Annotated in this window: 12 protein-coding genes; 1 reads left to right on the forward strand and 11 read right to left on the reverse strand. The window is 39.1% G+C overall.

Annotation, left to right across the window (positions count from 1 at the left end; translation table 11 throughout):
- Positions 1-302: 302 nt before the first annotated feature.
- The 7 genes from VK90_RS20640 to spo0F all read right to left on the reverse strand — a co-directional run bounded on the left by VK90_RS20640 (position 303) and on the right by spo0F (position 7,373).
- Entirely contained in the window at positions 303-887 is a 585-nt protein-coding gene (locus VK90_RS20640; protein ID WP_002174367.1) for a thymidine kinase, read from the reverse strand.
- Between the two features lie 110 nt (positions 888-997).
- Complete coding sequence (locus VK90_RS20645) at positions 998-1,243, reverse strand: type B 50S ribosomal protein L31 (protein WP_000643447.1); 246 nt, start codon at positions 1,241-1,243, stop codon at positions 998-1,000.
- A 318-nt stretch (positions 1,244-1,561) separates the two neighbouring features.
- On the reverse strand, positions 1,562-2,833 hold the full coding sequence (gene rho, locus VK90_RS20650) for a transcription termination factor Rho (RefSeq protein ID WP_002174368.1): 1,272 nt from the start codon (positions 2,831-2,833) through the stop codon (positions 1,562-1,564).
- 380 nt (positions 2,834-3,213) lie between these two features.
- Positions 3,214-4,179 (reverse strand): class II fructose-bisphosphatase, encoded by a 966-nt coding sequence (glpX, locus tag VK90_RS20655; RefSeq protein WP_048374869.1) that lies wholly within the window; start codon positions 4,177-4,179, stop codon positions 3,214-3,216.
- Positions 4,180-4,297: 118 nt separating this feature from the next.
- Positions 4,298-5,587 (reverse strand): UDP-N-acetylglucosamine 1-carboxyvinyltransferase, encoded by a 1,290-nt coding sequence (murA, locus tag VK90_RS20660; RefSeq protein WP_002174370.1) that lies wholly within the window; start codon positions 5,585-5,587, stop codon positions 4,298-4,300.
- Between the two features lie 349 nt (positions 5,588-5,936).
- Positions 5,937-6,794: a class II fructose-bisphosphate aldolase gene (locus VK90_RS20665; protein WP_048374871.1), complete on the reverse strand. Its 858-nt coding sequence runs from the start codon at positions 6,792-6,794 to the stop codon at positions 5,937-5,939.
- A 210-nt stretch (positions 6,795-7,004) separates the two neighbouring features.
- Complete coding sequence (gene spo0F / locus VK90_RS20670; RefSeq protein WP_000398594.1) at positions 7,005-7,373, reverse strand: sporulation initiation phosphotransferase Spo0F; 369 nt, start codon at positions 7,371-7,373, stop codon at positions 7,005-7,007.
- 202 nt (positions 7,374-7,575) lie between these two features.
- Between spo0F and VK90_RS20675 the strand changes: the two genes are divergently transcribed.
- Positions 7,576-8,100 (forward strand): DUF2529 domain-containing protein, encoded by a 525-nt coding sequence (locus VK90_RS20675; RefSeq protein ID WP_025147039.1) that lies wholly within the window; start codon positions 7,576-7,578, stop codon positions 8,098-8,100.
- Between the two features lie 31 nt (positions 8,101-8,131).
- Here VK90_RS20675 and pyrG read toward each other — a convergent pair whose 3' ends face one another.
- The 4 genes from pyrG to acdA form a co-directional block, all read right to left on the reverse strand.
- On the reverse strand, positions 8,132-9,739 hold the full coding sequence (gene pyrG / locus VK90_RS20680) for a CTP synthase (protein WP_002174373.1): 1,608 nt from the start codon (positions 9,737-9,739) through the stop codon (positions 8,132-8,134).
- 257 nt (positions 9,740-9,996) lie between these two features.
- Positions 9,997-10,536 (reverse strand): DNA-directed RNA polymerase subunit delta, encoded by a 540-nt coding sequence (rpoE, locus tag VK90_RS20685; protein WP_048374874.1) that lies wholly within the window; start codon positions 10,534-10,536, stop codon positions 9,997-9,999.
- Positions 10,537-10,690: 154 nt separating this feature from the next.
- Positions 10,691-11,320: a TetR/AcrR family transcriptional regulator gene (locus tag VK90_RS20690; protein WP_025147036.1), complete on the reverse strand. Its 630-nt coding sequence runs from the start codon at positions 11,318-11,320 to the stop codon at positions 10,691-10,693.
- A 65-nt stretch (positions 11,321-11,385) separates the two neighbouring features.
- Positions 11,386-12,525 carry an acyl-CoA dehydrogenase AcdA gene (gene acdA, locus VK90_RS20695; protein ID WP_025147035.1) on the reverse strand — a complete coding sequence of 380 codons (1,140 nt, stop codon included), beginning with the start codon at positions 12,523-12,525 and terminating at the stop codon, positions 11,386-11,388.
- Between the last annotated feature and the right edge of the window lie 7 nt (positions 12,526-12,532).

Below are 12,532 nucleotides of genomic sequence, written 5' to 3' on the forward strand. Positions count from 1 at the left end.
CGCTGGAGCTAGATAATATTTAAAAGTGCAAGCGGCTCACTCAGAATCGCAGGGCATTGGAGCTCTCGACCTTGAAGCGCTTTTTGCTTCGAGCGAGAGAGCGAAATGACCGGAGATTCTAGCCGCTGGAGCTAGATAATATATTTAAAAGTGCAGGTGGCTTATTCAGCTCTGACCAGCTAAGGTTCTTTCGCCCTAAAGGTGCTTTTTACCTTTCGGGCGGAAGGTTCTTAGATGCGAAGAGCTAGCCACCAATCTTCATCTATTTTCGAAAAAAACCCGCTCTACATAGCGAGTTTCATTTATCTTTGTTTTGTAGGTACTGCATGACAATGACGACAACGTGGTTCATACGATTCTGAAGCCCCAACTAAAATGATCGGATCATCAAATGCCGCTGGTTCTCCATCAATTAAACGTTGCGTACGACTTGCTGGAGATCCGCATTCAGAACAAACTGCCTGCAATTTAGTTACATGTTCAGCAATCGCCATCAGCTGAGGAACTTGTCCAAATGGTAGACCACGGAAATCTTGGTCTAATCCGGCTACAATGACACGATAGCCACGATTTGCCAATATTTGCACCACTTCCACAATGTCCCCATCAAAAAATTGCACCTCATCGATTGCAATAACATCCATTTCTTCTGTTACATGATTAAATATATCTTTTGAAGCTGAAACAGGAACTGCTTTAACCTTTAATCCATTATGTGATACAACATCTTCTTCACTATAACGATTATCAATACATGGTTTAAATACAATTGCATGTTGTTTCGCAAATTGTGTACGGCGCACACGGCGGATGAGCTCTTCTGATTTTCCAGAAAACATACTCCCGCAAATCACTTCAATCCAACCATTTTGATTCATTAAGTACATTGAGCTCTCCTTTCATCTACTTTCCTAATCCAAAGTAGGGTAAAGGTTTAATATTTTCGCAAAAAAAACAGACAAGCGAATACATACACTTGCCTGTTTTATGTTCTTTATTACTTAATACCGTATTTCTTATTGAAGCGGTCAACACGTCCGTCTGCAGTAGCAAACTTCTGACGTCCAGTGTAGAATGGGTGAGAATCAGAACTGATCTCAATTTTTAGTAATGGATAAGTGTTACCATCTTCCCACTCAACAGTTTCGCTAGAGCCTTTAGTAGACCCGCTTAAGAATTTGAAGCCTGTGTTCGTGTCCATAAATACAACTTTATTGTAATTTGGATGGATTCCTGCTTTCATTCTTTTCATCTCCTTCCGCCCTGAATCATTTTCGAAACAGAGTTTTTCATCTTCAGCTGCTTACACAACTATATTGATGAAACACATATGATGAAATTATAACAAGGCTAACTCCATTTTGCAACTACCTGTTTTTGTCTTTTTAAAATTAAAGTGGCGGTGGCTCGCTCAGCTCTGACTGGCTAAGGTTCTCTCACCCCAAATATGAGTTTCATCTCAAAAACCGAAATTATTTCCATATATTACTCTCTCTAATATTCCCTTAAAAACATAAAAAACTCGCTTACTACGACATAAGCGAGTCCCAATCTTTTCCCTTTACTTAGTTGTTACATATCTTTTTGAGTCTGCAACAATGTTTTGTAAAAATTCTTCATTTGTCTTTGTTTGACGAAGTTTACGTAAGAAACTTTCAACAAAGTCTGGTGTATCACGCATTGTTTTACGAATACCCCACAGCTTGTCTAAATGTTCTTTCGGAATTAATAGGTCTTCTTTACGCGTACCAGAGCGACGAATATCAATCGCTGGGAAGATACGACGCTCAGCTAATGAGCGATCTAAGTGAAGTTCCATATTTCCAGTTCCTTTAAACTCCTCATAAATTACATCATCCATACGGGATCCTGTATCAACAAGCGCTGTTGCTAAAATCGTTAAGCTACCGCCCTCTTCAATATTACGTGCCGCTCCGAAGAAACGCTTCGGTCTATGAAAAGCAGCTGGATCAATACCACCTGATAGAGTTCTACCACTTGGCGGAATAACAAGGTTGTAAGCACGCGCTAAACGGGTAATACTATCCATTAAAATGACAACGTCTTTTTTATGCTCTACAAGACGCATTGCACGCTCTAATACAAGCTCAGCTACTTTAATATGATTTTCTGGTACTTCATCAAAAGTAGAGCTTACAACATCACCTTTAACAGAACGTTCAATATCTGTTACTTCCTCTGGACGCTCATCAATTAAAAGTACAATTAATTCTGCTTCCGGATGGTTTGTTGTAACACTATGTGCAATTTCTTTTAACAGACTTGTTTTACCAGCCTTTGGAGGCGCGACAATTAAACCACGTTGTCCAAATCCAACTGGTGCGATTAAATCCATGATGCGTGTCGGTAACTTTTTCGTTTCCGTTTCCAATTTCATTTGGCGATCTGGGTATAACGGTGTTAATGCAGGGAAATGTACACGCTCTTTTGCTGATTCTGGATCATCTCCGTTTACAGCTTCAACTTGTAATAATCCAAAATAGCGTTCATTTTCTTTCGGAGGTCGTACTTTACCAGAAACCTTATCTCCATTACGTAAATCGAAACGACGAATTTGCGAAGCTGAGATATAAATATCTTCTGAGCTTGGAGAATAGTTGATAGGACGTAAAAATCCAAATCCTTCTGATTGAATAATTTCTAATACGCCTTCCATGAAAAAGAAACCTTCTTTTTCTGCTCGAGCTTTTAAGATAGCGAAGATTAGCTCTTTTTTCGTTAACTTGCTATAATACGAAATCTTAAATTCTTTCGCAAGCTCGTATAACTCTTTTAATTTCATGTTTTCTAATGCTGCAATTGACAAATTCATTCAGACACCACACTTTAACGTTATTCTCTTTTCACATGGGTAAAGGGAAAAAATACGGAGGGCAAATAAATAATAATGAAAGGCAATAAGTTCAAGTAGGTAATATTCACTATTGTAACCCTTTTATCTAGTTTTAATCAATACGTTGAAACACAAATACAAGAAGCGAAGACAAGAAAATTTGTCTTCGCTTTTTATATTTCTTTCTTTTTTCTACTCATCTTATTTTAAGGAAGGATAGATAAGCCATTTCTGCCTTTATTTAATCCAGTTTCAGCGGCTAGAATCTCCGGCCATTTCGCTCTCTCGTTCGAAGCAAAAGGCGCTTCTTGGTCGAGAGCTCCAATGTCCTGCGATGCTGAACGAGCCGCCTCCACTTTTTACTTAATAACCAGATTCGGTTTTTTATTTAAGCTATGGCGTCCGTCTACGAAGCGTACTGTGCCTGATTTTGCACGCATAACAAGAGATTGTGTTGTTCCGACGCTACCTTTAAATTGAACGCCGCGTAATAGTTCTCCGTCTGTTACACCTGTTGCTGCAAAGATTGCATCGTCGCCTTTTACTAAGTCCTCCATACGAAGGATGCGATTTATATCGTTAATGCCCATTTTTTTACAACGCGCTAATTCAGCTTCGTTTTGTGGTAAGAGCTTTCCATGAATTTCTCCACCTAAGCATTTTAATGCAACTGCAGCTAATACACCTTCAGGTGCTCCACCAGAACCGAATAGAATATCTACACCTGTACGATCAAATGCTGTATTGATCGCTCCAGCTACATCTCCATCGTTGATTAATTTAATACGAGCACCAGCTTTACGAATTTCTTCGATAATTGCTTGATGACGCGGACGGTTTAAAACCGTTGCTACAACATCTTCAATATCTTTATTTTTCGCTTTCGCAACGGCACGTAAGTTGTCGATAATAGGTGCGTCGATATCAACCGCCCCAACTGCTTCTGGGCCAACCGCGATTTTATCCATGTACATGTCAGGAGCATGTAACAAATTACCGTGATCTGCAATTGCAATAACAGCAAGTGCATTCCATCCGCCCGCCGCTACGATGTTTGTCCCTTCTAAAGGATCAACCGCAACGTCTACGCGTGGTCCATACCCTGTACCTAATTTCTCTCCGATATATAGCATTGGTGCTTCATCCATTTCACCTTCGCCAATTACAACTGTACCTTTCATCGGAACTGTATCAAATACATCACGCATAGCTGATGTCGCTGCACCGTCTGCTTCATCTTTTTTTCCGCGTCCCATCCAACGCGCTGATGATAATGCTGCAGCCTCTGTTACACGTACTAACTCCATAGATAAACTTCTTTCCACGATAATCCCTCTCCTTTAAGTCTGTATATTTCTGCCGTATTTTGTGAACCGTGTTTTTCTATAAAGTGATACTTCTGCCAATAGTGATTCTTCGCTCCCCATTAACGGAAGTATCACTTTAAGCGTTCTTCATTTCTTCAATTTCTTGCTTTGTCATTTGTTCTCGCCAAATGTTTGCACCAAGCCCTTTAAGCTTGTCTACTATATTTTCGTACCCTCGATCAATATGCTCAAGTCCCGTTACTTCTGTAATGCCATCTGCCATTAAACCAGCAATAACAAGGGATGCTCCAGCTCGTAAGTCACTCGCTTTCACCTTCGCACCTTGTAATAAAACAGGTCCAGTCACAATTGCCGAACGGCCTTCTACTTTAATTTGCGCGTTCATACGGCGCAGTTCATCAATATGCTTGAAACGTGCGCCGTAAATTGTATCAGTTACAACTCCTGTTCCATGCGCTTTTGTTAAAAGCGTTGTAAACGGCTGTTGTAAATCTGTTGGAAACCCTGGATATACTAGCGTTTTTACATCAACTACTTTTAACCTTCTATTGCCGTTCACTGTAATTTGGTCATCATTCGTTTCAACTTGAACACCAGCTTCTCTTAGCTTCGCAGTAACTGATTCTAAATGCTGAGGAATAACATTATCAACTGTTACTTCTCCTCCTGACGCTGCCCCTAAAACCATATACGTACCAGCTTCAATACGATCTGGAATGATAGTATGGTGACAACCGTGTAAAGAATCTACACCATCAATTCGGATTACATCTGTACCAGCGCCTTTAATGCGCGCGCCCATACTTGTTAACAATGTAGCTACATCAATAATCTCTGGTTCCTTCGCAGCATTTTCAATAACAGTTCTACCTTTCGCTCGTACAGCCGCTAGCATAATATTAATCGTCGCTCCTACACTAACAACATCTAAATAAATACGCGCTCCACGTAGTTCATCTGCTCTTAAATAAATGGCACCTTGTTCATTGGTAACATGCGCACCTAATGCTTCAAAACCTTTAATATGCTGATCAATCGGTCTCGGCCCTAAATGACATCCACCAGGAAGCCCAATAACAGCTTTTTTAAAACGGCCAAGCATTGCCCCCATTAAGTAATACGAGGCGCGCAATTTTTTCACTTTTCCATTTGGTAAAGGCATCGCAACCATGTTAGAAGGATCTACTACCATCTCTTCCTCCTGCCCATATGTTACTTTCCCTCCAATTTCCTCTAGTAAGTCTCCTAACATTTTCACATCCGAAATATTAGGAACGCCACCAATAGTTACTGGAGTATCCGCTAAAATCGTCGCTGGAATTAGTGCAACAGCACTGTTCTTTGCACCACTCACACGAATTGTTCCATTTAAAGCTCTTCCGCCTTCAATTAGCAATTTTTCCATATTGAGCTCCCTTCTTGTGAATGTATTTACCTTCTACTTCTTTATAAGAATAAGTAGAAGATTCCCCTTAAGAATCTCAATCACTCTTTCCACCCTAAAACTCAATAAGTAGAAAACCATCACCTGTAGCTCCCCTGTAGTACAAATAGGTGAAGATTAACTATTCATCGAATCAAATTCATCCATTCAGATACTTATCACATTTATTAATAGGACTATGCACATTATTTTCTATATTTACAGACTAAAAATTCACTTTATAAAATCTTTAGACTTGTTCACGCTTTCATTATACAACGAAAGGAAACCGTCTAAAAGACTAGACGGTTTCCAAAACGGAATTTTATTCTTACGCTTTACCGTTAGAACCGAACTCACGCATTTTACCAGCAACAGTTGCTTTGATAGCGTCGCGGCCAGGTCCAATAAATTTACGAGGATCATAAACTTCTTGGTCTTTGTTTAATACTTCACGAACAGCTTTTGTAAACTCAATTTGGTTCTCAGTGTTTACGTTGATTTTTGAAGTACCTAAAGAAATAGCTTTTACGATATCAGCAGTTGGGATACCAGTACCACCGTGTAATACTAAAGGTACGCCAGTGAAGTCACGAACTTGTTCCATTTCAGCGAATCCTAAGTTAGGCTCACCTTTGTAAGGACCATGTACAGAACCTAAAGCTGGAGCTAGGCAATCGATACCTGTTGCTTCAACAAGGTGCTTACACTCTGCAGGATCAGCGTAAATTACGCCTTCAGCGATTACGTCGTCTTCTTGTCCGCCAACTGTTCCAAGCTCAGCTTCAACAGATACGTTACGAGCGTGTGCGTATTCTACTACTTTTTTAGTAGTTTCAACGTTTTCTTCGAATGGGTGGTGAGAAGCGTCGATCATTACAGATGTGAAACCTGCATCGATTGCTTCTTTACATTTTTCGAAGCTTGAACCGTGGTCAAGGTGAATCGCTACAGGAACAGTGATTTTCATTTCTTCGATTAAAGCTTTAACCATAGCTACAACTGTTTTGAAACCAGTCATATGACGAGCTGCACCCTCAGATACACCTAGGATTACAGGAGATTTTTCTTCTTCCGCAGCAGCTAAGATAGCTTGAGTCCACTCTAAGTTGTTCATGTTGAATTGACCAACTGCGTATTTTCCTTCTAGTGCTTTGTTTAGCATTTCTTTCATAGAAACTAAAGGCATGGTGAATCCTCCTAAAAAACGTTTTTTGTATCCGATAAGTTCTTATCGCTGGTAGTATGACCAGAATAAGGTAAAATATGTATATATACATACCGGACTTTTTTCTACACTCAATAGGATAACAACTTGTACTCAAAAACTCAACTGTATTCACCTGCTCAATAGTCCATGTAAACGCTTTTTTCCATATTTTTTATAAAAAATTCATTTTTAAGCCTCTACAGCAAGCTCATTTCTCACCGCTTGACGAATTTCATCAATATCAAATGGTTTAGCGAAGTGCATTAAAGCTCCTAAATCTTTTGCTTCTTGGATCATATCAAGCTCTCCATAAGCAGTCATTAAAATTACTTTAATACTCTCATCAATTTCTTTTACATGCTTTAAAATCTCTATACCATCCATACCTGGAATTTTCATATCTAACACTACTAAATCTGGATTATCCTTTTTCACGATATCTAAAGCTTGAAATCCATTCGCTGCTTGGAACGTCTGATAACCTTCTTTTTGGAACACTTCATGTAATAACACACGAATGCCATATTGATCATCAACGATTAAAATTTTCCCTTCCATAACTCCCAACCTTTCTGTGTAAATACAAGATTTAAAGCTTCTTATATCTTATCGATTTATTTTCGCTATTCTTTGCCAAATTCCTTCCTATTCTTTCTTATTTTACCGTTTCCTATTTTGTTATGCCACCCTACGATTTCCCCTTTCTAAAAAAAATAAGCTATAATGGGAACCGGCTAACACGAAAGAAAGGAGCAACAACATGTTAAAAATTTTCTCAACTCAATTAAGTGGATATTTCTCTAGAATTTCTCAAAAAGAAGAAATGAGCTTAGAAGATAGCGCCCGTCTACTCGCTCAAGCATTAGTTGGCGATGGCTTTATTTACTTGCATGGTACAAACGAAATGGAGGGCATTATTTCAGAGGCGTTGTTCGGTGCTGAACCAATGAAACAAGCAAAACGTTTAATAGAAAACGGAGAGCTGGAAACAGTGACTTCAGCGGACCGTGTACTTCTTATTAGCCGCTTTTCAACTGACGAAGAAATTGTAAAAATCGCGAAAAAGCTTCAAGAAGAAGGTCAATCTATCGTTGGAATCTCTGCTATTCAAGAAGGTACGGAATCACTGGAACAATATACAGATGTACATATTGATACAAAACTGTTAAAAGGTCTTATTCCAGACGATGAAGGTAACCGCTACGGATTCCCAAGTTTAATTGTGGCTTTATTTGCTTATCACGGATTGAAGTTTACAATTGATGAAATGTTAAACGAATATTAAAAAAAGCGCCCTATTTCAGGCGCTTTTTTTATTACTTGCTCTCTTTATTCGTAATAGATGCTCTTACGAAATCATGGAACAATGGTTGTGGGCGGTTTGGACGAGATACAAGTTCTGGGTGGAACTGTGCCGCCACGAACCAAGGGTGGTCTTTTAACTCAATGATTTCAACTAGACGACCGTCTGGGCTTGTACCAGAGAATACAAATCCTGCTTTTTCCATATCCGGACGGAATTGATTGTTGAACTCATAACGATGACGATGACGCTCATATACAACCGGCTCATTGTAAGCATTGTAAGCATTTGTTTCTTCAGCAAGCTTACATGGGTATAGACCAAGACGAAGTGTACCACCTAAGTCTTCTACATCTTTTTGTTCTGGTAATAAGTCGATGATTGCATAAGGTGTGTCAGGATTAATTTCAGAAGAATTAGCTCCTTCTAATCCTAATACGTTACGTGCGAATTCGATTGATGCAAGTTGCATACCTAAGCAAATTCCTAAGAATGGAACCTTGTTTTCACGAGCATATTGAATTGCAACGATTTTACCTTCTACACCGCGATCGCCGAAGCCACCTGGTACAAGGATACCATCTGTATCGCCAACTAATTCTTTTACGTTTTCTGCTGTTACGTGCTCAGCATTTACCCATTTCACTTCTACATCTGTGTCGAATGAGTAGCCCGCATGACGAAGTGCTTCTACAACAGAAATGTATGCATCTTGAAGCTCTACGTATTTACCAACAAGAGCAATTTTTGTTTTCTTAGAAAGGTTGCGTACTTTATTAACTAGCGCAGTCCACTCTGTCATATCTGCAGCTGGATTGTCTAATTTTAAGTGATCGCAAACGATTTGGTCCATGTTTTGTTCTTGAAGAGATAATGGAACCGCATATAAAGTATCTGCATCGCGTGCTTCGATAACTGCTTTTGTATCGATGTCACAGAATAATGCAAGCTTGTCTTTCATATCTTGAGAAACAGGTAGTTCTGTACGAACAACGATAATATTTGGTTGAATACCTAAGCTGCGAAGCTCTTTAACGCTATGTTGCGTTGGTTTTGTTTTCATTTCACCCGCTGCTTTTAAGTATGGGATTAACGTACAGTGAATGTACATTACGTTGTCACGACCGATGTCGCTCTTAATTTGACGGATTGCTTCTAGGAATGGTAGAGACTCGATATCACCAACAGTTCCACCGATTTCTGTAATAACAACGTCCGCGTTTGTTTCGCGACCAGAACGATATACACGTTCTTTAATTTCGTTAGTAATGTGAGGAATAACTTGAACTGTTCCTCCTAAATATTCACCACGACGCTCTTTTTGAAGAACTGAAGAGTAAATTTTACCTGTTGTTACGTTGCTGTATTTATTTAAGTTGATGTCGATAAAACGCTCATAGTGACCAAGGTCTAAGTCCGTTTCTGCACCATCATCTGTTACGAATACCTCACCGTGTTGGTATGGGCTCATAGTCCCAGGGTCTACGTTAATGTATGGATCAAACTTTTGAATCGTTACGTTTAAACCACGATTTTTTAAAAGTCTTCCAAGAGATGCTGCTGTAATACCTTTACCTAAAGACGATACTACACCGCCTGTTACAAAAATATACTTAGTCATGAAAATACTCCCTTCTACCTTGTTGTTATATAATCACCGTTGCAAAGCGCAACGTATGTAGATAACACTGTATCTATCTTATTGTTAGACTCTTTTTATTTTCTAAACAAAAAACAAAAAAGAAAATTGCTCCCCTCATCACATAAAGTAATAAGTAGGGAGCAATTTTCTTTTATATTTACACTTAAAAAGTATTATCGTCCTTTTTTAAAGAGCCCAAAAATGATTCTACATGGACGATAATGAAAAGTCAAGAACTACAATTCTTCCTCTTCTTCTTCTTCAGTTTCATCGTACTCAAGTTCTTCTTCAGCGAAGTCATCTTCATCTTCTTCTAAATCATCAAGATCTTCATCTTCATCATCTGCGTCTTCGTCTTCAAGAACCTTGTCCAAATCTTCTACATCATCTTCATCTTCTTCATTTCCGTCTGCATCGTCGAAGTCATCTTCATCTTCTTCGATGTAGTCGTCAAAACCGTCCTCTTCAACTTTACGTTTCTTCTTCGGTTTTGGCTGAGGTAAGATTTCTTCATCAATTTGCTCATATGGGTACCAGCTGCGTAGCCCCCAACGATTTTCTCCTAAATTAATGAAACGTCCATCGATGTTTAAATCTGTATAAAATTGTGCGAGTTTCGCATTAACTTGCTCTTGAGATAGTCCCAGCACTTGAGCGATTTCTTGAACCAACTCGTTGAATGTCGTTGCTTGTCTTTTATCCCCTAACACACTATGTACAACTTCAATCATGGAACATTCTTTTAGCTCTTCTGGTGAATATTGCTTAAAATCCACTTATGCGGCACTTCCTTTCTTCAAATATAACCTTATATATAACGGTCTGCTTAAAAAAATCCATACTATTCATTATAAACAAAAGTCGCACAAATATGCTACAAAAAAAACGTGAAACTTTTATATGGTACTAAAATTATAATTTGTTCCTTCCTTATTTCGGGAGCATATGTGCTCCTTGCAACACATACCTAATTTGCATTTCTGTATATTCCTCGAGCGTATACAGTTTTTGTAAAGCCCAGCGTCTAAATCCCCACATCTGCCCTTGTATGAAAATATTATGTGCAAGAAGCTGTATTTCTTTTTCATTTAATATGAATGTTCCATTTTCTGTACATTGTTCTAAAATATTCTCAAACATCCCTACCATTTGAAACTCTTTCTCTAATACATATGGGAGTGATTCTTTCGGTAAAAAACGTACTTCTTGATACATGATTAATACTTCTTCTTGCAATTCGTCCATCACTTTAAAGTAATTCGTTATCGCTATCTTTAAACTTTCTATACTCCCCTTCTCTGTACACACTACTTCCTCTAAACGTTCTTTTACATGTTCATAAATACTATCACAAACTAAATATAATACATCATCTTTTGTGCGAATGTATTCATAAAGTGTTCCAATACTAAATCCAGCCGCTTTCGCAATTTCTCTCGTTGTTGTACGCGGGAATCCTTTTTGCTTAAAAAGTTGCACTGCACCTTTAATCATTTGTTCACGCCTTAACGCAACTAATTTTTCATCTTTCACTGACGCATGTACATTATGTTTAACCATCCCCTTCACCTCTCTCTATTATTTTTGGAAGGAAAAAGCGTAGGAAAATACCTACGCTTTTGTTCCTATTTCGTTAACATACGAGAAATTACAAGCCTTTGAATCTCTTGTGTTCCCTCGTATATTTGTGTAATCTTTGCATCGCGCATATAACGCTCTACTGGATAATCTTTCGTATAACCGTAACCACCAAATACTTGTACTGCTTCAGTCGTCACCTTCATCGCTGTATCACCTGCGAATACTTTTGACATCGCTGATTCTTTCCCGTACGGAAGCCCTTCAGACTCAAGCCAAGCCGCTTGATATGTTAAAAGACGTGCCGCCTCTACATCCGTTGCCATATCCGCAAGTTTAAAGCCAATCCCTTGTTGCGCTGCAATCGGCTTCCCAAACTGATGACGTTCTCTTGCATATTCTACAGAAGCATCTAAAGCTCCTTGTGCAATACCGACCGCTTGCGCCGCAATACCATTACGGCCGCCATCTAATGTTTGCATCGCAACTTTGAATCCTTGACCCTCTTCTCCTAGTAGATTCTCTACAGGAATACGGCAGTCTTCAAACATAATTTCAGTCGTTGGCGAAGAGCGAATTCCTAACTTACTCTCCTTCTTCCCAACCGAGAATCCTGGTGTATCACTCTCCACAATAAATGCACTCGTGCCGCGCTGCTTCGATTCAGGATCTGTTAATGCAAAAACAACATAAATATCAGCAATGCCGCCATTTGTAATAAAGATTTTCGAACCATTTAATATGTAATGGTCTCCATCTCGTTTTGCAGTCGTCTTCATTCCGCCAGCATCTGATCCAGAACCTGGTTCCGTTAAGCCGTATGCACCGATTTTCTTTCCTTCAGCCATTGGACGTAAAAACTTTTGTTTCTGCTCTTCTGTTCCAAATTTAAAAATCGGCCATCCAGCAAGTGAAGTATGAGCAGACAATGTTACGCCTGTAGAAGCACAGACGCGTGATAATTCTTCAACGGCAATTACATATGCCAAGTAATCGCTTCCAATCCCGCCATACTCTTCAGGCCATGGAATACCTGTTAAACCAAGCTCTGCCATTTGGTCGAATAAAGCTCGATCAAATCTCTCTTCCTCATCACGCTCAGCTGCTGTCGGCGCTACTTCATTTCTCGCAAAATCCCGAACCATTTTTCTTATCATTTCATGTTCTTCTGATAATTTAAAATGCATTCCAGTC

The sequence above is a fragment of the Bacillus sp. LK2 genome (genome assembly GCF_001043575.1).
In the GTDB taxonomy this organism is placed as follows: domain Bacteria; phylum Bacillota; class Bacilli; order Bacillales; family Bacillaceae_G; genus Bacillus_A; species Bacillus_A paramycoides.